The 21,047-nt window shown below is 61.3% G+C and carries 24 protein-coding genes; 6 read left to right on the forward strand and 18 right to left on the reverse strand.

All coding sequences use genetic code 11. The features are described from left to right. Nucleotides 1-363 precede the first annotated feature (363 nt). The 8 genes from VJZ71_01935 to VJZ71_01970 form a co-directional block, all read right to left on the reverse strand. Nucleotides 364-819, reverse strand: a complete 456-nt coding sequence (locus VJZ71_01935; protein ID HKQ46810.1) for a hypothetical protein — start codon at nt 817-819, stop codon at nt 364-366. A 492-nt stretch (nt 820-1,311) separates the two neighbouring features. After that, nucleotides 1,312-1,941 (reverse strand): HNH endonuclease signature motif containing protein, encoded by a 630-nt coding sequence (locus VJZ71_01940; protein ID HKQ46811.1) that lies wholly within the window; start codon nt 1,939-1,941, stop codon nt 1,312-1,314. A 2-nt stretch (nt 1,942-1,943) separates the two neighbouring features. Continuing rightward, nucleotides 1,944-2,351, reverse strand: a complete 408-nt coding sequence (locus VJZ71_01945; protein ID HKQ46812.1) for a DUF559 domain-containing protein — start codon at nt 2,349-2,351, stop codon at nt 1,944-1,946. A 108-nt stretch (nt 2,352-2,459) separates the two neighbouring features. Beyond that, the gene (gene groL / locus VJZ71_01950) at nt 2,460-4,088 is read right to left on the reverse strand and encodes a chaperonin GroEL (protein HKQ46813.1); all 1,629 of its coding nucleotides are present in this window, start codon (nt 4,086-4,088) and stop codon (nt 2,460-2,462) included. 84 nt (nt 4,089-4,172) lie between these two features. Continuing rightward, on the reverse strand, nt 4,173-4,448 hold the full coding sequence (locus VJZ71_01955) for a hypothetical protein (protein ID HKQ46814.1): 276 nt from the start codon (nt 4,446-4,448) through the stop codon (nt 4,173-4,175). Beyond that, nucleotides 4,445-4,756, reverse strand: coding sequence for a hypothetical protein (locus tag VJZ71_01960; protein HKQ46815.1), 312 nt, complete (start codon nt 4,754-4,756; stop codon nt 4,445-4,447). The genes VJZ71_01955 and VJZ71_01960 overlap by 4 nt, the downstream gene beginning before the upstream one ends. 49 nt (nt 4,757-4,805) lie before the next feature. Next, nucleotides 4,806-5,108, reverse strand: coding sequence for a co-chaperone GroES (gene groES, locus VJZ71_01965; protein ID HKQ46816.1), 303 nt, complete (start codon nt 5,106-5,108; stop codon nt 4,806-4,808). A gap of 48 nt (nt 5,109-5,156) precedes the next feature. Beyond that, nucleotides 5,157-5,588, reverse strand: a complete 432-nt coding sequence (locus VJZ71_01970) for a response regulator (GenBank protein ID HKQ46817.1) — start codon at nt 5,586-5,588, stop codon at nt 5,157-5,159. Between the two features lie 266 nt (nt 5,589-5,854). On the opposite strand from VJZ71_01970, the gene VJZ71_01975 reads away from it, so the two are divergent. Continuing rightward, nucleotides 5,855-7,312, forward strand: a complete 1,458-nt coding sequence (locus VJZ71_01975; protein ID HKQ46818.1) for an aldehyde dehydrogenase family protein — start codon at nt 5,855-5,857, stop codon at nt 7,310-7,312. A gap of 67 nt (nt 7,313-7,379) precedes the next feature. Continuing rightward, on the forward strand, nt 7,380-8,540 hold the full coding sequence (locus VJZ71_01980) for an FIST N-terminal domain-containing protein (GenBank protein ID HKQ46819.1): 1,161 nt from the start codon (nt 7,380-7,382) through the stop codon (nt 8,538-8,540). Between the two features lie 136 nt (nt 8,541-8,676). On the opposite strand, the gene VJZ71_01985 is transcribed toward VJZ71_01980, so the two are convergent. Then, nucleotides 8,677-9,810, reverse strand: coding sequence for a collagen-like protein (locus VJZ71_01985; protein ID HKQ46820.1), 1,134 nt, complete (start codon nt 9,808-9,810; stop codon nt 8,677-8,679). Between the two features lie 11 nt (nt 9,811-9,821). On the opposite strand from VJZ71_01985, the gene VJZ71_01990 reads away from it, so the two are divergent. Beyond that, entirely contained in the window at nt 9,822-10,016 is a 195-nt protein-coding gene (locus tag VJZ71_01990; GenBank protein ID HKQ46821.1) for a hypothetical protein, read from the forward strand. 61 nt (nt 10,017-10,077) lie between these two features. Here the strand turns inward: VJZ71_01990 and VJZ71_01995 are convergent, their stop codons facing one another. From VJZ71_01995 to VJZ71_02035, 9 genes are all read right to left on the reverse strand, one after another. After that, nucleotides 10,078-10,959: a class I SAM-dependent methyltransferase gene (locus tag VJZ71_01995; GenBank protein ID HKQ46822.1), complete on the reverse strand. Its 882-nt coding sequence runs from the start codon at nt 10,957-10,959 to the stop codon at nt 10,078-10,080. A 31-nt stretch (nt 10,960-10,990) separates the two neighbouring features. After that, the gene (locus tag VJZ71_02000; GenBank protein ID HKQ46823.1) at nt 10,991-11,323 is read right to left on the reverse strand and encodes a 4a-hydroxytetrahydrobiopterin dehydratase; all 333 of its coding nucleotides are present in this window, start codon (nt 11,321-11,323) and stop codon (nt 10,991-10,993) included. 4 nt (nt 11,324-11,327) lie between these two features. Next, on the reverse strand, nt 11,328-12,911 hold the full coding sequence (locus VJZ71_02005) for a DUF2723 domain-containing protein (protein ID HKQ46824.1): 1,584 nt from the start codon (nt 12,909-12,911) through the stop codon (nt 11,328-11,330). Nucleotides 12,912-12,921: 10 nt separating this feature from the next. Further along, the gene (locus VJZ71_02010; GenBank protein ID HKQ46825.1) at nt 12,922-13,170 is read right to left on the reverse strand and encodes an acyl carrier protein; all 249 of its coding nucleotides are present in this window, start codon (nt 13,168-13,170) and stop codon (nt 12,922-12,924) included. Next, complete coding sequence (locus VJZ71_02015) at nt 13,167-15,029, reverse strand: HAD-IIIC family phosphatase (protein ID HKQ46826.1); 1,863 nt, start codon at nt 15,027-15,029, stop codon at nt 13,167-13,169. Before VJZ71_02015 ends, VJZ71_02010 begins: the two co-directional genes overlap by 4 nt. A gap of 4 nt (nt 15,030-15,033) precedes the next feature. Continuing rightward, the gene (locus VJZ71_02020) at nt 15,034-15,441 is read right to left on the reverse strand and encodes a VOC family protein (GenBank protein ID HKQ46827.1); all 408 of its coding nucleotides are present in this window, start codon (nt 15,439-15,441) and stop codon (nt 15,034-15,036) included. Nucleotides 15,442-15,466: 25 nt separating this feature from the next. Beyond that, the gene (locus VJZ71_02025; protein ID HKQ46828.1) at nt 15,467-16,480 is read right to left on the reverse strand and encodes an acyltransferase; all 1,014 of its coding nucleotides are present in this window, start codon (nt 16,478-16,480) and stop codon (nt 15,467-15,469) included. A gap of 21 nt (nt 16,481-16,501) precedes the next feature. After that, nucleotides 16,502-17,281 (reverse strand): TylF/MycF/NovP-related O-methyltransferase, encoded by a 780-nt coding sequence (locus VJZ71_02030; GenBank protein HKQ46829.1) that lies wholly within the window; start codon nt 17,279-17,281, stop codon nt 16,502-16,504. A 300-nt stretch (nt 17,282-17,581) separates the two neighbouring features. After that, nucleotides 17,582-18,493: a DUF3473 domain-containing protein gene (locus VJZ71_02035; GenBank protein ID HKQ46830.1), complete on the reverse strand. Its 912-nt coding sequence runs from the start codon at nt 18,491-18,493 to the stop codon at nt 17,582-17,584. Between the two features lie 165 nt (nt 18,494-18,658). On the opposite strand from VJZ71_02035, the gene VJZ71_02040 reads away from it, so the two are divergent. From VJZ71_02040 to VJZ71_02050, 3 genes are all read left to right on the forward strand, one after another. Continuing rightward, entirely contained in the window at nt 18,659-19,300 is a 642-nt protein-coding gene (locus VJZ71_02040) for a YdcF family protein (GenBank protein HKQ46831.1), read from the forward strand. Nucleotides 19,301-19,456: 156 nt separating this feature from the next. Then, complete coding sequence (locus VJZ71_02045; GenBank protein ID HKQ46832.1) at nt 19,457-20,269, forward strand: hypothetical protein; 813 nt, start codon at nt 19,457-19,459, stop codon at nt 20,267-20,269. A 79-nt stretch (nt 20,270-20,348) separates the two neighbouring features. After that, nucleotides 20,349-20,819: a Clp protease N-terminal domain-containing protein gene (locus VJZ71_02050; GenBank protein HKQ46833.1), complete on the forward strand. Its 471-nt coding sequence runs from the start codon at nt 20,349-20,351 to the stop codon at nt 20,817-20,819. Nucleotides 20,820-21,047 lie beyond the last annotated feature (228 nt).

Raw genomic sequence — 21,047 nt, forward strand, 5'->3', positions numbered from 1 at the left:
CGACAATTGCCCAGAGTCCGTCGTCGACGAGAGGCTTGGCCATATGCGTGTCCTCCATGACACCCGGTGTCGTCGCATCCTGCAACACCCTGGCTATCGGCACTCTTCGTCATTGTTTATGAAGTTCTTTTAGGGACTCTAACAACAATACGCACCGTTCACGGCTGTCGCGAATCATCGCGTCGCCTCCCTGCAACCGGCGTCCACTCAACCAACGCGACAAAATGTACAAAACGGATTACTCTTCCCCAAGAAAAAAAACGGACTTTTCAACAGCCCCCCCTGTCCCTAGTTTCCAGTTTTTCAACAGTCCCGCTGTCCCTAATTGTTATTGTCTGCGCCCAGCGTGGCGCTGCGCGAGATTCATTTGCCGTACACTTCATTGACGATGGCCGTATAGCAGGGGATGCAAAAACCTGAATTAATCCCCAATTCGACTGACAATATTCCGCACTTGGAAATCGCGCTGCGCAGTGCTTCCTTCTTGTCCACTCCTTTTACACGATACGCGTCGAAGCTTTCGAGTTCGCGAATAAGAGACGAGTCTGGCATTGGCTTTCCGTCGTAACTGCACGCCATCCGCAGCTCATCGTTGACAACAAACGGGCCATGAGGCGGCGTGTAATCACAATATCCCTTGAGTCCACCACCCACCACGATGCAAATGACGATTGCAATTACCTTGACCTTGGATACGTTTCCCTGTCGATCCAGCCACAAAAAGGAAAACGGATGGTCCTTTGACAACGACATGATGCCGCAAACTGTAGCCCAGCCTCGCCATTTTGTCGATTCAACCGCCGCCCCAATTCGATCCACGCCTCGTCATCGGCCTCGCGGGCGCAGTCGTCATCGTCGCCGCTTATTCCGTTGTCGCCCTAGTCCGCTGGATGGCGGCGTAGCCCCGCCAAGGTCAGCATAGCCTTGACCGCCGCCTCGAAGTCCGCGCGGCGTGGGGGCGTCAAATCCACCGGGCAATTCTCAATCCAGACCGCCAGCGCCCCGTCGTCGGGCCATATTGGTATTTCAGGGCTTGAGCGCGCATCCGTTTGCAGCGCGCCGACCGATTCGCGCGATTTTCCTAATGATTTGCGGGTGTGTTCGAATCCTTGGGGGATTAAGAGCCAGGGCCGATCTTCGACTTGGGGCTTGTGGCTTGAGGGAACCTGGAAGGGGATGGAACGTCGGAAGCCCGCCGCGGCGGGCGGAGGAGGGGAGCGGGGGTGGGAGGATCGCGTCGTCCCGTGACCCATGGCTGAAGCCCTAGGCTAACAGCCCTCCGGGAAAGGCGGCTGAAACGGCCTGAAATGATCATCGTTTGAGATCATCGTCAACGGTAAATAGATACTCCTGCGTTTTGACCTTCGTGCCTTTTCTTCCGTCAAGCCAATCGACGAAGGCTTGGGCGACGCCCCATGCGAAATTTGATCTATGCGTGCGTGGCGAGGGATTCGATGACTCGTACGCGACCCTTTTCATGAATTCTTCTATGAGAGTTCCCTCGTCGGCCTTGGCATTAAGCCGCTCAGCGAACGCCTCGATGCTGCCCTCTGCGTTGCGATTCCTCGCAATTGCTTTTACCGCCTCGAATACCGGCAGAACCTCTCGTAAAGTTTTTTTATCCACGGATTCGTGACTTATCAGCCATTGCTCCAAGACTTCCTTGGATACAGCGTCAGGTTGTTCTTTGTGGCACACTTCGCACAGCAGGACATAATTCTCGGGGCTATTTGCTCCTCCTCGGCGATCTGCAAGAACATGAGCTCGCTGGGGTTTGAAGTCCTTTGAATAATAACCACAGGCCCAACAGGTATGAGCGGCGTACTCAAATTCGATGTACTTCGCGTCCACGACCTCCGCGTTGATCGCCTCAATGAATTCCCTATTCGCCTTGGCTATTCGTGCATATCCCGGAGGTGGTGGTCGCCGTTCTCGGTTCATGGCTAATTTCTGTCTCCCCGGGGCTTTGGTTTCTGCAATGGGCGATTGCACGATTCGATTAGGGAGAGGATCAGGCATTCTACTGCTGCCCGATCCTTCAACAAATCGGTATTGGGGATTCGCAGGATGTCCACGCCGCGAGCCTGCATGAAATGGTCACGCTCGGCATCCTGCTTGCCGCGATTGGCGTGGGAGTGACCGTCCAGTTCCACGACGAGGGAGGCGGATTCGCAGAAGAAATCAGCGATGTAGGGGCCGATCGGTTGCTGCCGTCGGAACTTGAGGCCGCCGAGGCGGCGGTTGCGGAGGCAGTGCCAGAGCATTCGCTCGGGGACGGTCATCCTGGCGCGAAGCTCTCGCGAAAACTTCTTGGTTCGTTCAGAAGACTTGGGTTGCTCGCGATGAAGCACCGTTGGCGCTCCATTAAGAAAATGCCTCGCCCTGGGGAGAGGAAGGGGAGAAGACCAAACCATGAGGTTAGCCCTCACCCCGTCCCTCTCCCAAGGGGAGAGGGGGGTTTACATTCCCATACCACCGCGCGGGCCGCCCTTGGGCTTCTCTTCCTTGATCTCGCTGACGACGCAGTCCGTCGTGAGCAGGAGTGTCGCCACGCTCGCGGCGTTCTGCAGCGCGATACGCTCGACTTTCGTCGGGACGATCACGCCCATGTCGATCATGTCGCCGTACTCGCAGGTCAGGGCGTTGTAGCCGAAGTTGGCCTGCTTGGACTCAAAAACCTTCTGGGCGACGATTGAGCCGTCGAGACCGGCGTTCTCGGCGATGCACTTGATGGGGGCCCAGAGGGCGCGGCGGACGATGTCGACGCCGGTCTTCTGATCGCCCTTGAGCTTCTTCTCTTCCTTCTCCAGGACGGCCGCGAGCGCTCGCAGGGGAGCGACGCCGCCGCCGGGGAGGATGCCTTCTTCGACGGCCGCGCGGCAGGCGTGCATGGCGTCTTCGACGCGGGCCTTTTTCTCCTTCATCTCGACTTCCGTGGCCGCGCCGACGCGAATCTGCGCCACGCCGCCGGCCAGCTTGGCGAGCCGCTCGTCGAGCTTCTCCTTGTCGTAGTCGCTGGTCGTCTTGTCGATCGCGGTCCGAATCTGGGCGATGCGGCCTTTCACGTCGTTCGTGCTGCCGGCGCCCTCGATGATGGTGCAATTGTCCTTATCGACGACGACGCGCTTGGCCGAGCCGAGGTCCTTGAGTTCCAGGGCTTCGAGCGTGATGCCCAGGTCCTCAAAGATCGCCTTGCCGCCGGTCATGACGGCGATGTCCTCGAGCATCTCCTTGCGGCGATCGCCGAAGCCGGGGGCCTTGACGGCGCAGCACTGGAGCGTGCCGCGAAGCTTGTTCACGACGAGCGTCGCCAGGGCCTCGCCCTCGGCGTCCTCGGCGATGATCAAGAGCGAGCGGCCGGCCTTCGCGACCTTCTCCAGGACGGGGATCAGGTCCTTGATGGACGAGATTTTCTTCTCGTGGATCAGGATGTACGGCTTCTCCAGCCGGACTTCCATGCTCTCCGGGTTGGTGATGAAGTGCGGGGAGAGGTAGCCCTTGTCGAACTGCATGCCTTCGACGAGTTCGACGGTGGTCTCAAGTCCCTGGCCCTCTTCGACAGTGATTACGCCGTCCTTGCCGACCTTGTCCATCGCCTCGGCGATCTTCTTGCCGATCTCGGCGTCGTGGTTGGCGGCGCAGGTGCCGACCTGGGCGATCTGCTTGGATTCTTTGACCGGGCGGCTGATCCGCTTGTATTCCTCGACGATGGCTTCCACGGCGATATCGACGCCGCGCTTGAGTTCCATCACGTTCGCACCGGCGGCGACGTTCTTGAGTCCCTCGTTGAAGATGGACTCGACATAGACCGTCGCGGTCGTGGTGCCGTCGCCCGTGTCGCTGGAGGTCTTGCTGGCGACTTCCTTGACCATCTGGGCGCCCATGTTCTCGTACGGATCGTCGAGTTCGATCTCCTTGGCGACCGTGACGCCGTCCTTGGTGACGGTCGGCGAGCCGAAGGACTTTTCCAACACGACGTTTCGGCCGCAGGGGCCGAGGGTGACCTTTACCGCGCGGGCGAGTTGGTTGACGCCGCTGCGAATCGCCTCGCGGGCTTCCATCTCAAATGCAATTTTCTTTGCTGCCATTTCCTGTTTCTCCCTGTCGCTCTCTTGAGTTACTCGGTGCTAATTCTTGTTTTTGCGGGACGACGTGATCGCCGCCCGATACGCCTACTTGTTTTCCAGGATGAACTGCTGCGGGTCGTAGCCGATCCCGCGCGCCGCCGTGGCGGCCTTTTCGCGGATGATCATGAGCAGATCATCGGAACCGGCATCCACCACGCCTTTGGCGAGTTCGCTTTGATCGTCGAGCGACAGCGCCCGCCAGGTGCGCGTGATCGCCGGCTCGCCGATTCCCGCCGCCGCCTCGGCGCTGATCGCCAGGCAGCACGGTTTCATCTTCGCCTGCTTGATAGCCGTCGTCGGAATGATCGGAGCATCAATCATTGCTCGTCTCCTTCTTCGTCGATGCCTTGAAAGGGCTCGTCCTGCCAGACGCTGCCCTGCTGTTTCACCTGCAACTCGACGGTCTCAATCGCCCCGCAGTCGACAAAGACCACGTCGTCCACGACCTCGGCGTCGTCGTATTTCGAGACGCGGATTTCGATGCGAAAGCCGCCGTCCTCGATTTTGTTGTAGGCCAGCGGGTGGATGTGCATCGCGTCCTCGTTGCCGGGAAACGTGAGCACCAGTCGCGCCGCCGACCCGAACTTGATCGCCTCTTCCAACGCGGACTCAAACAGTTTTGATTTCATGGGTGCCAGCCAATAGGACCTATTGGGCCTATGGGCCCTTTGATCCGCGTTAGTCCAAAATCGCCAGGATGTCCGACTCGTCCATGATGATCAGCTCTTCGCCGCTGACCTTCACTTCCGTCCCGGCATAGCTGGTAAAGAGCACTTCGTCGCCCTTCTTCACCTGGAGCTTGGCGCGCTCGCCCGTGTCCAGCAGCTTGCCGTCGCCGACGGCCTGAATGCGGCCGCGCTTCGGCTTTTCCTTGGCGCTGTCCGGAAGGACGATCCCGCCCGCCGTCACCGCCTCCGCCTCGATCCGCTTGACCAGTACCTTGTCGCCCAGCGGGCGAATCTTTACTTTCGTCACCGACATGGAAGCTACTCCTTCTTTCACTCTTTCCAGAAAACTACGATTTCGCACTTAATTCCGGTTTTCGGTCCCCGCCACGGGGGGCCAATCCACATGATAGAAACGCTGAAACACCTTCAGCACCTGCGGGAGCAGGGAGGCCTGCGCCGTCCCCTCGTCCACCACGCTGAATACATCCAACTCCAGGGCCTCGCGCAGAATCCGTGGGTCCGGTCGCGGAGAGACCAGCAAGGCGGGCATCGCCAAGCCCAGCCGTCGAATCCGCCGCAAGAGCGCCAACCCGCCGATGCTCGGCATCCGGTCATCGACGACCGCCAGGTGCACCGGACGCTCCGATACCACGCAGATCGCCTCCGTCTCGGAACGGGGCCAATGCAGGTCCACGGGCCGATCCGCCAGGAACCCGGCCAGGTCGGTCGCCCACGGATTCTGAGACCCATGGGCGATGAGGACATTCCAACGATTTTCGATATCGATGACCATAGTTCGCAAGGCGCGGCCCGAGCGCCTACATCGGTTCAAAGCAACAGATATGCCAACCCGAACCTAAAGCAGGTCTCGGCCTGATTCTTTTATAACACCATGTCATATAAATAGTTATGGCTAAGTTACTGATTGGTGGAATTGGCGTTTTCCCGCGCAGATAGGCCCATTTGGCAGGCCTTGTCGGAACTCACGTCAGGTAGCTGTCAATATGGCACCTCCCGGCCCAGCGCCCGCCGCCCCCGCGACCGGCTAGCATTAGGCCAATGTCCACCAGGGAACCGCTGCCCCCGAGTCTCCCTTATTGGCTGGCCAGCGAGTCGGTTGCCGCACCGGCGAATCTCTTCGTAACCGACAAGTTTACCGGCGAAACGTGTACGCGCGTCGCGCAGGCCGATTCCGCCGCCATCGAAAAGGCGATCACGCGTGCAGCGGCTGCCGTTGATGCATGCCGCAAGATGCCCAGCCACGCCCGCGCGGGCGTCCTTCATCATGTCGTGCGTCGGCTCGGCGAACGTGCCGAAGAATTCGCCAGGGTGCTGGCCGGCGAAGTCGGCAAGCCCATCCGCGACGCCCGGGGCGAAGTTGAACGGGCGATCGACACGTTTCGCATTGCTGCCGAAGAGGCCACGCGGATCACCGGCGAGTATCTGCCGCTGGACATTTCCCCGCGCGCCGAGGGTTGCGAGGCGATCTGTAAGCGCGTGCCTATCGGCGTCTGCGCTTTCATCACGCCGTTCAATTTCCCGCTCAATCTCGCCGCGCACAAGATCGCCCCGGCCATTGCCGCCGGCTGCCCCTGGCTGCTAAAGCCGGCATCGCTGACGCCCATCTCCGCCCTGATGCTCGGCGAAATCCTCGCTGAGACGGATTGGCCCCGCGGCGCGTTCAGCATTCTCCCCTGCAAGAGCGAAGACGCCGGACCCCTGACCACCGACGATCGGATCAAGCTCCTTTCCTTCACCGGCTCGCCCGAGGTCGGCTGGAGGCTGAAATCCAAAGCGGGCAAGAAGAGAGTCGTGCTCGAACTCGGCGGAAACGCCGCCTGCATCGTGGACGAGGGCGCGGACCTGGACTACGCCGTCAGCCGCCTCATCGTCGGGGCGTTCTACCAATCCGGCCAATCCTGCATCAGCGTGCAGCGGATCATCGCGCACCGTTCGGTTTACGACCCACTCAAGACCAAGCTCGCCGCGGCGGCGGCAAAGCTCAAGTCCGGCGATCCCCTCGAAGAGGAGACCTTCCTCGGCCCCATGATCACGGAATCCGACGCTCAACGGGTCGAGCAATGGGTCGGCGACGCCGTTCAGCGCGGCGCAAGAGTCCTTTGCGGCGGCCGACGAAACGGCGGGTTTTATGACGCCACGCTCGTCGAGAATGTGCCCGACGACCTGCCCCTCTCCTGCCGCGAAGTTTTCGGCCCGGTCGCCATCCTGGAGCCCTTTGACGACTTTGCTGACGCCTGCCGCCGCGTCAACGCCAGTCGTTACGGCCTGCAGGCCGGCCTCTTCACCAGAAATATCGATGCCGCCTTCTACGCCTTTAACGAGCTGGATGTCGGCGGCGTTATCCTCAACGACGTCCCGGCCTTCCGCGTGGACAGCATGCCCTACGGCGGTGTAAAGGACAGCGGCCTGGGCCGCGAAGGGGTCCGCTACGCCATTGAAGAAATGACCGAACCCCGCCTCCTTGTCCTCAGTAAGGTGGGCAGGAAGCCGGGCTAAGCTTCTCGCCGCTACAATGGGGCAGCGGCGCGGGCAAACTTGGCCCATGCACGATACGGAGCGAAAGATGTATTTCAAATCCGCCATTACGACCGAAGCGGATCCGACCGCCGCGGTCAGCCACCTGAAAAAATCCCTGGACGGCGTCCATCCGGACCTGCTCTTGATCTTCGTCTCGCATCACTACGGTCCGGATTACGACGAACTCCTGACCGCGATCCGCGACGCCATCAATACCCGCAATCTCATCGGCTGCACCGGCGAGAGCATCATCGGTCCCGACCGCGAGATCGAACGCGCCCCGGCCATCGCGGTGTGGGCGGCGAAGCTGCCTGACGTCCGCGTCCTTCCCTTCGTGGTGGATCAGAACGACGTCCAGTCCCTCGACGGCGCCGAGGCCTGGCGCGATCACCTCGGCGTCAAGACCGACGAGGCACCCGGCTTCATCGTCCTGCCCGACCCGTTCTCCATCGATGCCGAATCCTGCCTCGAGCAGATGGACGACGCCTTCCCCGGCAGCAAGATCGTCGGCGGCCTGGCCAGCGGCGCGAACGCCCCTGGTCAGAACCGCCTCTTCCTCGGCGATCAAGTCCTGCGCCAGGGCTTGGTCGGCGTCTCGCTCTCCGGCCCCATCGCCATTCACGCGGTGGTGTCACAAGGCTGCCGTCCGATCGGCGAGCCTTTTGTTGTGACCAAGGCGGACCAAAACGTCATCTTTGAATTGCGCGGCAAGCCGGTTCTCGAAGTCCTCCGCCAGGTCTACAACGCCGCCCCGCCCGCCGATCAGGAACTGATGCAACAAGGGCTGCACGTCGGCCGCGTCGTCGATGAACGACTCGGCAAGTTCGGCCCCGGCGACTTCCTCATTCGAAATCTCATGGGCGTCGTCAACGATGAGGCCGTCGCCATCAACGCCCTCGTCCGCCCCGGTCAGACCATCCAGTTCCACGTCCGCGATTCCAAGACCGCCGACGAGGAGATGAAGAACTTGCTGACCGGAAAGGTGACGACGATGCCCCGTCCGCCGATGGGCGGCCTCTTGTTCTCCTGCAATGGCAGGGGATCACGCCTCTTCGGCGCGGCGAATCACGACATCGGGCTGGTCAACAAGATCGCGGGCAATTGCGAAGTGGCCGGCTTCTTTGCGGCGGGCGAGATCGGCCCCGTCGGCGACAAGACCTTCATCCACGGCTTTACCAGCAGCCTGATTCTTTTCCACAAGGCGTGAGGCTAGAGCATTTCACGATTGCGCGGTTCGTGGTCCTTGACAGCTTCGCCGGTGATCCACGGCCGGCGCCCTTGACATCGCTGCGCGACGTCAAGGGCGAGTGGCCGAAAAGCCCTACGGGCAAATATGAACTACTCTACTTGAGCGTGATCAGAACGCGAATCTTGCCCGTCCCCTTATCGAGCCCTTCGATGGCTTTTCCGAGGATCGCGCCGGTCGGGTACACCTCGGCGTCGCCGATTCGGATGGACTTTGCCTTCATGGCGTGTCCGGGCGTCGTTGAGGTCGTCAACAAATCGCCGGGTGCGATGGGGCCGTTTTCGCAACTGACCTTCGTGGGAACAATTCCCGTGATCGCAACGGGAATGTCCTGCGGATCGATCCGCGTTTCACCGTGTTTCTCCGCGCCGAGGACGCCGGGCCGCGTGGAATATGCGCCGGCCAATTTCGTGTCGGCTGGACGCCTGCATTTCTCGACGGAGCCGGCGGCGGCGGCGCTGAACACGACGACGTCACCGGGTTCGAAGGACTTCCGATCTCCCGCGACCGGCAGGGCTTCGGCGAAGTCGCTGCCGGCTACGAATGTGCCAGCTCCATTGACGTGGAACTTGCGGACCGCGGCGTTGATCCCGTCCCAGGTGAGGCCATCGATGAAGTTGTTTGTGCCGGTCGGATGCCGGTGAAGCTTGACGACCGGCGTGGTATGGTCGGCGAGTCGCGTCCGCAGCCACATCGCCTCGCCCATGGTATTGCCTATTTCCGCCTGGATCACTGCCCTTGTAAACACCGCGGGGTCTGCGTCGACAGTAAATACGCCGGCTTGAGCATCCCCGGTCTGTTTGGTCTCGAGGGCCGCGGAAGTTCTGTTGACTTGAATATCCACCAGGCCCGAGAAAACGCTGTCTCCCGATTCGCTGATTCGCAGGCGCTCGACGGCATTTGTCCTGAGGGATAGCGGCCTGAAATCCGTAGTGCCAAAGTAGTCGCTGGCCGCGTCAATGTTCGTATTTCCCCCTAGCTTCCAATACAGCCCATCCGTGAAGGCCACGTCGAGCGCGACCTCTCCGTTGTTCACAGTGATCCCGCTCCCGGCGGTAACGCTCGCATTGCTGCCGGGCGCTCCTGGAAGACCGGCCGGACCGGCTGGACCGGGCACCGGACTGCCTGCGGGAAGCGTAGGCCCCGGGTCCGACGGGCAGGCTTGGCCCATCAAAACAAAAGCGCCGCACAGGGAAAGTAAAACCATGCTCAATGTACGTTTGGTGAACATAGGACGGCTCCTTGAAAAAAGACCTGCCGGCTCGCAACAATATGCGATACCTCTTTTTTGCCACGGGGACGGCTGATAGCCCGGCCGCGGGTTTCAAGGACATAAAGGACATCGGGGCGGGGAGTTCTCCGGGTTTTTTGGAGAAAAAACGAAGCGGTGCTTCATTGCCGCAGGTTGAGGTGGAAACCGAGAATATGATCCAATAATCGGTCGATCTCTGCCGCTGGTGAAACCGACCCCCTCGGCTACAAGGCCTTTGCGGTAGCCTCACCTTGTTTCACGAAGCGCGGTAACCGAATCTCGCTTCTCGCTCACTGCCTTGTGGGCCGTGAAGAACAGCGCGCCCCCGCACTTCCCGGGAAACGTCTTTTCGATAAGGCGTATCGCCCAGCGCGGATAGAGCCGCCACCAAATCCGGTAGGGCACCGATTGATACTTCTTTCCGGGCTTGATCAGCAACAAATCCCCGAAACTGATCTTCGCGATCACTTTCTCGACGGTGAAACCTGAGGCCGTCAACAGGTCTCCGGCCTCTTTGCGCGTATAGACCTTCGTCCCCGGGCTCTCCAGGTTCTCGAAGACGGCCTGACGAACGGATTTGAACGGCCGGCCGGCCAGGAGACCGTAGCGCAGCCACATCATAAACATGACCGGTGAGTACAGGTGGTAGATCATCCCGCGGAAGATGCCTCCCGGCCTTAGCACGCGATAGACCTCCCGAAAGGTCCGCGCCGTATCCGGCGAATGGTGCAGAACCCCGAAGGAGTAAACGATGTCAAAGGATTCGTCCTTGATCGCGAGGTTCTCGGCGTCGCCGACCAACAGGCGATAAGTTCGCGGGTCGAACTGCTTTTGGGCAAGATAGGTGCGGGCCATTCGGATGCCCGCCTCCGTCAAGTCCACGCCGGTCGCATCCGCCCCGTTCGAGACCCAGCCTGAGAAATCGACCCCTCCGCCGATCCCGAGTTCCAGCACGCGCTTGCCGCGGGCCGATGGAAAATCGGCAAAAGGCGGAATATAGGGTTCCAGCCGATACCGAGTCTCGGCCATTCGATCCAGGTCGACGGCGCCATCCGGGCTCGCGCGGCCATACGTCGCCCCACAGACCTTGGCTTCCCAGTAATCCTTAACCGCGCTCTTGGTGGCCACGCTCGTCTTTTTCCGCCTCGACAATCGCTCGTCAGCCTCTGGGCAGCTTGTCAATCTTCGCCGCCAGGATGAAATCATTCTCCGTCAGCCCGTTGATCGCGTGCGTCCACGTCTCCACCCGGACCATGCCCCACGACAGATAGATGTCGGGATGATGGCCTTCCGCTTCTGCCACTTCGCCGACCTTGTTCACGAAGGAAAGGGCCTTCTTGAAATCCGGAAACGTAAACGTCCGCAGGAGATGGTGATTTTTCTCCACTCCCCATCCGTCCAGCCGCCCAAGCAGTTCGCGCACTTTTTCGTCACTCAACGGAGGAACACCGCCCTCGCAAGGCACACATTTCTGACTTGCCAAATCCGCCATGCGTCTACCTCCTCACCGCTCCCTTTTCCACGATTCGATACACGACACCGACTGGCGACAGATCATAGACCTGCCCGAACCAGGGTGGTAGGTAGGCCGGCGCGTCCGTACAGGAAAACGCGGTCCCCTGCCAGACAAATGGGCCGATCGTCTCCGGTCGCAACCTCCGAACGACGGGAGCCGCGGGCCGCACGTCGGCCGTGGCGCCCACCGCCACGCCGTGACAGACACCCAGTACATCCCGCACATAGATGATGGCGTTGAGAATTGTCGCGTCACCGATGAGCAGGCCTTTGGGAGCGGCTGTCGCGAGTGCCTCGCGCGCGAAGCGCTCCGCTCCGCCGTCGCCATTCTTGCGCGGTCGAAGAAAGAAGGAATAGGGGTCCCGGTAGGGAAGGTGTCGGTTCTGTCCCAAGGCCAGGCCGCGATCCCGCGCCAGTTTCGGGGCAATTTCGTACACGCCGGCCGGCAGTAGCGCGAAGATGAGGCACATCACCTGCAAGGACCGCGACCGCGCGACGCTCGGAATTGCCAGGGCCGCGAAGAGGGCGAATGTCACGTAGCACGGAAAATAAAAAACGAACTGGTCGGGCACTCGATACCGGAATGCGAAAACAAAACCGACGAGAAAGATACCGCCTGCGAAGAGGGCCATCCTCCGTAGCGCAGCATGGCGGCAGGCGGCCCAGAATCCAATCGGCGCCAGGATCACCAGAGGCGTCGGAAAATTCAGCGTGAAATATTGAACCGCCTTCACCAACTGCTCCGCCAGCGAGAATGAATGAGTGAGGACGACCTCCGCGCGCTCCGGTGGGCCGACCAATGCCTCGGTCAGCGTGCTGCCGATCGGTCGGCCGGCGAGGATCTTGGCGGCGACAAGCGCCAGATACTGCAACCCGCCAAAGAGCACGATCAAGGGGAGCAGGGGCAGCCACCGAAGGGTCAGGGCCCTGGCGCGCACCGCCCAGATGATGATTCCCACATAGGCCGGCCAATGCAGGATCGCCAGGAGATGATTGGAGAGATTCAGCCCGTTGAGAAAAAGCGCGGCGAACAACCACACGCGCCGGCGCGTCAAGCAGAACCGTTCGACGAGCCACAATTCGCCGAGCAGCGCCAGGGCGTAGAGGCTGTAGACCTCCGCGATCACGGCGTGCATCCAAAAGGTATGGCTGACTCCCAGGAGGACCGCCCCGCAGACGGCCGACCACTTCGATCGCGTCAGCGAGTAAAGCAGGTCCGCCAGGATTCCCAGAGCCACTGCCGCGCAGACGCCGGAAAACAGGTTCACGCGGAACGCAAACGGCCCGAGCGGCAGCCAGCAAAAAGCCCTGGCCAGGAGGATGTACAACGGGTGCGCCAGCGGCAGCCCCTGTATCCCCGCGACATCGCCGTGCCACACACGAAACTGAAACATCCCGCTGTCCTGCCACAATACGCCCGGCGCGCAGGTCAGGGCGTAGAGCAAGAGGAAAGCAAGCGTGACAGGAATGGCCGGAGAATGACGAATGGCAAATGGCGAATAGCGAATTGAAGAGAGGGTCAAAGGGTCAGTGGCGTGTGAAACGATCCTATCGCTATTCGCCATTCGCCATTCGCTATTCGATGTTGACCCCATGTTGCCCAAGCAGCCGCTTCAACCCCGCGACGGATTGATAGTCCGCCAGATTCTCCGCGGTCAGATGGACGCTGAACTCCTGCTCCAGCGCCCCGATCAGATTGATTTGGTTCAGCGAGTCCCACGTGTCGACCGTATCGGGCGAAAGCCTCTCGCCAACCTCCTCGGGGCGGACTCCCAGCACGGCGCAGACCACGGATCGAAATCGGTCATCAGCGGAAGGCATCATCTACTCTCGTCGGCGTTGTTTACGGTGATCTTCAACCAATCAGGCAGCGTCGGCGACCGGCCATCCAGCGGCTTCATCCATCGCTGCAGCGTCCCCTCCGCAGGACCTGCCGCGAACCCACAGGAACCGTAGAACCCGGCGAAGGGAGCATTCTTTTTGGTCGGCACGAATTCACCCACCAGCTTGCTTGCGCCCGAGGCGCTCGCCCGCGCGGCGATCCAATCCACAAATGCCTGTTCGACGGTTCGGCCCAGGATGCGACAACTCATCAGCAGCAAATGAAGGACCCATTCGTCGCGGCCGCGCCTCACAACGGCCAGCCCGACCGTCCCATTGTCCCCGAATCGATCCTTCAGGGCAAGCGTGACCACCAGGCTGTCGCCGGACGCCATGAAGCGGCGGATGTCATCCTCACTGCACCGGATCGTGTGCATGTTGAACTGATTGGTTCGCTGCGTCATCTGCGCCGCCCGTGAAACGGCCGCCGGCTCATTGACGCCGAGCGTCATCTCCATTTCAAGCTGTCGATAGAACGTCGGCATATCCACCGCCGCTGTTTGCAGCGAACGCCGGCCCGCCTCCGCGCGATACAGCGCGCCGCGCTGCCGGTCTTCGGCCGAGATCGACCACTGCTCGAAGCAATCCAGCGCCTCGATCGCCGCCGCATACTCCGCCGGCTCCGCCGGCAGCGCCACCGTCAATACCGAAGGCAACGTCGTACGCACCAAATCGCACTCGACGGGGCTGTCATCCACGAACACAAAACTGTCGATCCCCAGGTTGAGTTCCGCCGCCATATCCTGCAAATTTTCCGGCTTTGACCGCCAGTTGATCCGCATCGCCGAGAAATGCTCGCGCCGCAGGACCATCTCCGGATGCCGGTCCAGGACTTCCTCGACGCTGCCCGGCTCATTCTTGCTAGCGATGCACAACACAATGCCGCGATGATAAAGCTCCAGCGCCCGCCGCTGCATCGCGACATACGCGCTGCCGGGATAATCCGGCCCCAGGGCGATGCCTTCCATCCCGACATCACCCACCACGCCGCCCCACAGCGTGTTGTCCGCGTCCAACACGAGCACCTTCTTCGACAATCCGTACAGCGGCCGAAGGTGCTGTACATAAAAACCCGCCAGCGCCCAATAGTTCTCCGCCGACACGGGAATCCGCGCATAGAGGGCCATCCGCCGGTCGGTCCACCGCGCCCGACCGTGCCGCGCGACAAGGGCGTCGTAATCCATTACGTAGACATTTTCCATCGACGACGCCAATTCACGGAGTGCCTGGCCGGCCCTCTCAATCAACGCCGCTTGCGACAGTGGGGCGGCCGCGCCCGCGATCCCCAGCGCCGGCCAGGCCGGCACTTCGTAATTCTGAAGGAGCACTGTCGCTGCCGAGTGCTGACGAAACGTCGTCAACGCCGAACGCAGCCGTGCCATCCAATCGTCTATCCGTTGCTCGGCCTCAACGGACGACAGGGAATTAAACCCGTCGTAAATCGCCGGCGATACGTCGTGCAATCGAACGGCGAGCAGGACCACATCGGGCTTGAAGGCCGTCGTCCCCGATGCGGGATCAATCAACTCACGATCGAACTGCCCGTACGGCCCGATGTGTACATCGAACGCGAAACCCGCGCGCAATCCCTGGAGTTCCAGCGCCGACTTGAGTGGATCGAAAGTGAACGACGACAGACACGCCACCCGCACCGGCGCCGTCGCAAGTGCCGATCGGTGGGGCCCGAGAACCCGCGCCGCCTGAGCGATCTTCGCGATGGTCGGCTGCCGATGGACCTCGTCCAGCAGCGCGTTCGCTTGTCGCGGATCGAATTCCCCCCCGAGTGGTTTGGACGACGCCATCAGCCTATTCGCCCTCCACGAGCTCGATCATCAGTCCCTGCACCATCACAAATGCGACCCGCCGACCGCCGAACGCGACGGCCGGCTTGGGCGCGGACAGTAAATTCGCCCCACCGTTCACCAGGCCAAGCAACCGCTCATCCAGATCGTCGACTTCGTAACAAATATGATAGAGAGCGATGCCGCGCCGCAGGATCGAGTCCAGTGGCCCGGGCGATCCCGCCGGCTCCAGCAGTTCGATTCGCAAGTCCGCCGCGCGGAGAAACTGAACGAATACGCCTTGATTCGAATCTTCGTACCGCGGTCCTTCCGGCTCCGCCCCCAACAGCGCGCGCAAAAGTCCCATCGCCTGTCCCGTGTTTTGCACGGCCATCCCCACATGGTGAAATCGTCCGAAGGGTGTTCCTGTCATGCCGTAGCCTTGATGGGTGCCCTCGTCATGATTTCGATCGCTGCGAGGATTCATTGCGTTCGTCGATCGCCGGGGAATTTGATCCCTGGGGGGTTGTGCGCTCCGTTGTCTTCTGCGGCGACTTGCCCCACTCCGACAAATTTCCATTTCCATCCGTTCCCAAAAGGAGGCTTCGCCGCAGCGGTTTTCGCCAGCCGATGTGACGGCCCCGCGGGGTGCCCCCGAAGTTGGAAAAGGCAGGCACGCTACGGGCGAGCTCGGTATTCGCATGAATGATCGCCCCGCGGCCAATGGTCACTCCGGGCATGATGCGAGCCATGATTCCGATGAAGGCATAGTCTTCGATCAGCACGGGCGCTTCGTTGACCAATTGTTGATCCTTCGGGGCCATGTGCGACATGCTGACGAGCAGGCCGGGATCGCTGGGAATCATGGCCACTCCCGTCGCACTGTAGATGTGCGCGTTGGCCGAGACACCGACGAGATCGCCGATCTTCACGCCCCCGCGACCGGCAATGTGTACGCCGGGCCCGAGATGGACGTAGTTGCCGATTTCGATCGAGCCCCGTTGGCCCTGTTTGCGATTGCCGGCCCCCAGGCGAACGAAGGTGTCGATGTGGCAATGCGATCCGATCGTCACGTTTTCGGCGCCCCAGATTTCGACGTTCTGATCGATGATGGTGTTCTGGCCGAGGGACTTCAGCTGCCCTTTCCAATAGGCGCTCCGCAGAAAGAAGCCAAAGCCATTGCGAGTAAAGGTACGGGCAATTATCTCAACGGCCCAAGATAAAACAGGGATTCTCGCCAGACCAATGATTATCGCCTGAAGCACGGCCATGACGGCCATGACGATCCGCGTCAGCAGCATCCACGGGCCGGTCGGCCGGGCCAGTGTCGGATCGGCCATGCAGCCCTGCAGCGCGGCGAGGACAAAGTCTTTATTAAAGACCAGCCAGCCACGTGGCGGCGGAGGCGTCGGAGCGGTGTACCACTGCCGCCCAATGGAATCTGATTCCTGCTGGATCGGATCAGCGGTCATCGTGAACACCCATCTCCCTCCTCAGATTTCCCGGCCGGCGCGATCTTGGGGCAATTCACCATTTGAGGCCGGCGCCTTAATGACGAAGCACTGGCCATTCCGAAGCGAAATCGGATTCTCCGGCTTGTCGGCAAAGAACTCGTCGACCGCCAGTTTCGCAGCACGGATGTAGGCCGGTGCGCCGTAGTCGTCGCAAACCATGATGCCGCCGGGAACGACTCGGGAATAAAAGAACTCGAAGGCGTCGCGAGTAGATTGGTAAAGATCGAGGTCGATGTGAACCATCGCAAAACGTCGATCCTTGACCACGCCGAGCGTGTGCGGAATGAAACCGGGATTAAACGTGATATTTGGATAGTCGCGCAACAGGGACTTTACATGGTCCAGGCTGGTGTTGCCGAAATCCCCTTGTCGGTGGGAACTGGCATCGCCATCCGCGGACTTCGGCATCCCCTCGAATGTGTCAAATAGATGGATCTGCTTGTCGGTCTCCCCGGATTCACGCAGCGTCGAGGCCAACAGAAGCGCCGTTCCGCCGCGGAAGACGCCGCACTCCGCCAGGTCGCCAGGCAGCCTGGCGCAATGCTGGCAAAACCGGTAAAGCGAGTAACAGCGGTCCTCCTTCACGCAGGTGTGGTCTTGGATGCGGCGATACTTCTCTTGGAACCACTCTTCGAACCACGGCGCGTAGGTGAAGTAGCCGTAGGGCGGGCAAAGCGTGTAGGTCTCCGGCGTCCCGCGGCGGGTGATTTCGTAGCCAAGGGCACGGACACATCTCTGAATAATGCCCTTCCACGACATGTCTGAACATTAGCTCCTAAGAGATAGAGGGCGTCGCGGCGAACCTGCGCGGCGACGCTTTTCGCTTAATTCCACTCTTGTTGTACAAATCGTAATGGCGACATTTGCACGTGTCCAGAATAGTCCGGCCGCGCCGACGCATCCTCCGAAACATCCAACGCGTTCCGCGCGCTGCGAATGCGATCGAAAACCTGTATCGCTGACGTATCCCCCCCGACGGACCCGGATCGGCCGTGAATTCGCAATACACCCGCCGGGTGGCTACCAGTCGTTTCGATTTCCGTCGAATCACCCCCACGGTCAGTTTACCGCCGACGGTCGGCCACACTCGGCCGTGACCAGCGCCTCGCGGCGCGCGGGGAGTGCCCGCGCAATCACCTCGCCCAGCGGACCGAATTGATTCCGAGACAGGATCGCCCGCAACTTCGGCTCCACCGTCTCCCGATTGCGCATCTGCATCGCGTGCATTCGATGGAACCTCCGCGCCTCCTCCACTGAAAGCATGCTCGCATCCAATTGCGCCGGGCATGTCGTCTCAATCTCGTAGGGATGTAAATACACAATCGCCGGTCGCTCGCGCCCGATCCGCCGCAGCGCCCATTGCGTATAGGCCGCGGGAAAATGCCGAAAATAGCCGCCGCCGCACGCCGGCAGCCTCTTGCCGAACAAGACCACGGGCGTCATCGGCGCCTCGACGATCGTCCGCCCACCGGACAACTGCATCTCGTGGATATCCAATGGAAATTCCGGCCACCCATACCGCCGCCCCTTGATCGGAAACACGCTCGAATCGTATCGAAACCCCAGATCGACCAGCACCTCCAGCGCCCAACGCGTCTCCGGCATGATGGAGAACGCCGGCGCCCGATGCCCCTCCGTCGCCGTCCCCGTGATATCTTCAATGAGCTTCTTGGCCGGTTCCACCTCCCGCCGAAATCCCTCCGGCGTGAGCTTGAAGACCTGCCGGTGATAGTACCCGTGGACCCCCAACTCGTGACCGGCTGCCGCAATTTCCCGGATCAGCTCGGGAAACGTCTCCGCCACTTCCCCCAGCACAAAAAAGGTCGCTCGCACAGAATGATCCGCCAGACACGCCAACAGCCGTTGCGTATTCTCCACCACCGCCCGCGTCGGCCGGCCATCACCCTTCTGCCAGTCGCGCGCCGTCACGCTGTGGTAGTCTTCAACGTCGATGGTCAAGGCATGAATCATGCGATGAGGGTATCGTCCCGCAGAAAGGCCGACCGAACTCTCGCCTTGGGGACGACGCGTCCCCTTCAGCATTACCATTATAGTTACGTTTAGCGGTTCATGCGTATCGGACGTTCGATCAGAGCCGCGTGGTGCGAGCCCGCGGTTTGAACTCCAGGTGACCTCATGACAAACAAGAATTCCCCTGAATCTGCCCCGCCGCCTCCTCCCCCAGTCCGACCGCGCCGCCGTTGGCTTCGCTGGATCGAGCACGCCCTCGCCCTTATCGGCGGCGGTCTGCTCCTGATGGTCTTCACCCCTGCGACTCAATGGCTCTACGATGCCCTCGATCGCCAGACCGCACTCGCCAAGTCCAAATACGTCATCTGTCTCGGCGGCGATCCCGCGCGGGTGATCGAAGCCTGTCGCCTTCTGAACGAAGGTTACGGCGAGAATCTCATCCTTAGCAATCACGGCGAAAACACCGACCGCATGCGCGACCTCGCCCTCGAATGGGGCGCCCCCGCCGATCGCATCCTCCTTGACCACCGGTCACAAAAAACCAGCGACCACGCCCCGGCAATCCGCGACGGCCTGCACGTCGACCCCGCCAACGACCTCTGCATCGTCGTCACCAGCTACACCCACCTGGCCCGCAGCAAGGCCTGTTTTGAAAAGGCCGGCTATCGCCATTTGATCCTGCGCGAGCCCCGCTGGGAGCGCCAGTTCCGCGCCGCCGGCGGTTGGAAGTACCGCTTTCGCGTCCTTCCCACCGTCGTCTACGAGTATGCCGCCTGGCTCGAGTATTACGTCCGCGGCGCTGTGTAGGATTCACCACAGAGGCTCAGAGACGGACGAGATCTCGTTAAGAGAACTCACTGTTGCCAAACCAACAACAATTGTCTTCGTCTCTGTGTCTCTCTGCCTCTGTGGTTAGACTTTCTTCTTTTGGCGTTTTGTCGTTTCGGCGTTTTAATGGTCCCCATGGCCCCGCACGAACCCGCCTCCGCCGACGACCACGCCTCCGCCGTCTCACTCGGCGAACTGCCCCCTGACGAACTCCTCCGCTATGCCCACGCCCTCGGTCTCGAACTCGACGCCGGCGCTTCAGCCCCCGAAATGGTCCGCCTTATTCGCAAACGCCAGGAACTCCTCATCGAGCTCGACCGCGATGCCATGCTCGACATTATCGTCTGGGCCCGCCGTCCCATCCGCCAATCCGCCGGCAAGGAGGAGCTGGCCCGCGAGATCGCTCGCGTCCAGCGGCTGGACTACGACCGGCTCTCCCCTCGTGGTCTGGCCTCCCTCGCCAGGCTTCGGGGCGTGTCGTGCCGTGAATCCGACACGCCCGATCGGCTTGTCGACGCGCTTAAGCACCAGGACGGCTTCTGGAAGCGGCTCTCGGGCAAGCGCCGTGCGTGGGTCGGCTCCATGCTCACCAAGATGATCGAGGGCAAGAGCGAATCGGAGAGCGATTATCGCTTCCTCCCGGAGGACAAGGGCGCCGCCGCCGAATTGAATCGCCGCACCCTGAAGACCCACGTCGAGGAGCGCGGCATCGTCGGCGGCATCGCCGAGCGCCTCCGCGGCGCGGCCGACGACTACATCCGCGTCAAGCTCGACGAGATCGAAACGCGGATCGACGAGAAGCTCGATCAGATCGACGCCCGCCTCGCCGAATGGCGCGACCGCGAAATCGCCAACCGCCTGAAAATCCTCCGCATTACTCTCGTCTTCACCGTCCTTGTCGCCGCCCTTAGTTTGGGGTACAATTGGCTCAAGCATCTTTGGCAGTAATTGATGTGGTGGGCGGGTTGGGTCATTGAGTCCCGCCGCCGATTTGAAGCGCATAGCTAAAGGCTAACGGCTTATTCCGATGTACGAAAAACTCACCCCGCGAATGGAACAGGTCATCAAGCTCTCGCAGCAGATCGCGCGGGACTACGAGCAGGACTACGTCGGTACGGAGCACCTGCTCCTCGCCATCCTCCGCGAGGGCACCGGTCTTGGCGTCGCCGTCCTCCGCGAGCTGCGAATCGATGAGGCCAAGGCCAAGGAACACATCGACCGTTTCATCAAGAACAGCCTGGAGGACACGTGGGTCTTCGGCCGCCTTCCCGGCACGCCGCACTTCCGTAACGTAATGGCCGTGGCCATCGAGGAAGCCCGGCAACTGGAGAGCAAGCAAATCGACAGCGAACACCTGCTCATCGCCCTCGCCCGCGAAGACGGCAGCGTCGCCCAGGCCACACTCAACGAACTCGGCGCCAAGGCCGGCACCCTCCGCGCCCGCCTCCGCGAACACATGGACCGCACCCCGGCCAATCCCCCCAAGCCCGAAATGTAGCTCAGCCGCCCTTGGCTGAGTTTTCTTGCTCAACAAATCGATGCGCTTCGATCAAAGCCGCGACCGTGGCGCAGCGCCTTCCGTAACTTGAACGCGGAACGCTTGTCGCCAGCGGCGCGATCATCGCCCCGTTATCGGCCGCGCCGCGCGCAACATTCGCGCCCTTTGCTTAAGCGACGTGCCGCATGGGCCGAAATGACGAGGGCGACAGGCCCGCCGCAGCGCGGA

It is taken from the genome of Phycisphaerae bacterium (assembly GCA_035275405.1).
Classification (GTDB): Bacteria; Planctomycetota; Phycisphaerae; order UBA1845; family UTPLA1; genus DATEMU01.

Bases quoted from the DNA above. Each gene is read 5' to 3' on its own strand.
- VJZ71_01940 (HKQ46811.1), bottom strand. From the start codon at position 1,941: ATGAACCGAGAACGGCGACCACCACCTCCGGGATATGCACGAATAGCC.
- groL (HKQ46813.1), bottom strand. From the start codon at position 4,088: ATGGCAGCAAAGAAAATTGCATTTGAGATGGAAGCCCGCGAGGCGATT.
- VJZ71_01955 (HKQ46814.1), bottom strand. From the start codon at position 4,448: ATGATTGATGCTCCGATCATTCCGACGACGGCTATCAAGCAGGCGAAG.
- VJZ71_01960 (HKQ46815.1), bottom strand. From the start codon at position 4,756: ATGAAATCAAAACTGTTTGAGTCCGCGTTGGAAGAGGCGATCAAGTTC.
- groES (HKQ46816.1), bottom strand. From the start codon at position 5,108: ATGTCGGTGACGAAAGTAAAGATTCGCCCGCTGGGCGACAAGGTACTG.
- VJZ71_01970 (HKQ46817.1), bottom strand. From the start codon at position 5,588: ATGGTCATCGATATCGAAAATCGTTGGAATGTCCTCATCGCCCATGGG.
- VJZ71_01975 (HKQ46818.1), top strand. From the start codon at position 5,855: ATGTCCACCAGGGAACCGCTGCCCCCGAGTCTCCCTTATTGGCTGGCC.
- VJZ71_01980 (HKQ46819.1), top strand. From the start codon at position 7,380: ATGTATTTCAAATCCGCCATTACGACCGAAGCGGATCCGACCGCCGCG.
- VJZ71_01985 (HKQ46820.1), bottom strand. From the start codon at position 9,810: ATGTTCACCAAACGTACATTGAGCATGGTTTTACTTTCCCTGTGCGGC.
- VJZ71_02000 (HKQ46823.1), bottom strand. From the start codon at position 11,323: ATGGCGGATTTGGCAAGTCAGAAATGTGTGCCTTGCGAGGGCGGTGTT.
- VJZ71_02005 (HKQ46824.1), bottom strand. From the start codon at position 12,911: ATGGCGAATAGCGATAGGATCGTTTCACACGCCACTGACCCTTTGACC.
- VJZ71_02010 (HKQ46825.1), bottom strand. From the start codon at position 13,170: ATGATGCCTTCCGCTGATGACCGATTTCGATCCGTGGTCTGCGCCGTG.
- VJZ71_02015 (HKQ46826.1), bottom strand. From the start codon at position 15,029: ATGGCGTCGTCCAAACCACTCGGGGGGGAATTCGATCCGCGACAAGCG.
- VJZ71_02020 (HKQ46827.1), bottom strand. From the start codon at position 15,441: ATGACAGGAACACCCTTCGGACGATTTCACCATGTGGGGATGGCCGTG.
- VJZ71_02025 (HKQ46828.1), bottom strand. From the start codon at position 16,480: ATGACCGCTGATCCGATCCAGCAGGAATCAGATTCCATTGGGCGGCAG.
- VJZ71_02030 (HKQ46829.1), bottom strand. From the start codon at position 17,281: ATGTCGTGGAAGGGCATTATTCAGAGATGTGTCCGTGCCCTTGGCTAC.
- VJZ71_02035 (HKQ46830.1), bottom strand. From the start codon at position 18,493: ATGATTCATGCCTTGACCATCGACGTTGAAGACTACCACAGCGTGACG.
- VJZ71_02040 (HKQ46831.1), top strand. From the start codon at position 18,659: ATGACAAACAAGAATTCCCCTGAATCTGCCCCGCCGCCTCCTCCCCCA.
- VJZ71_02045 (HKQ46832.1), top strand. From the start codon at position 19,457: ATGGCCCCGCACGAACCCGCCTCCGCCGACGACCACGCCTCCGCCGTC.
- VJZ71_02050 (HKQ46833.1), top strand. From the start codon at position 20,349: ATGTACGAAAAACTCACCCCGCGAATGGAACAGGTCATCAAGCTCTCG.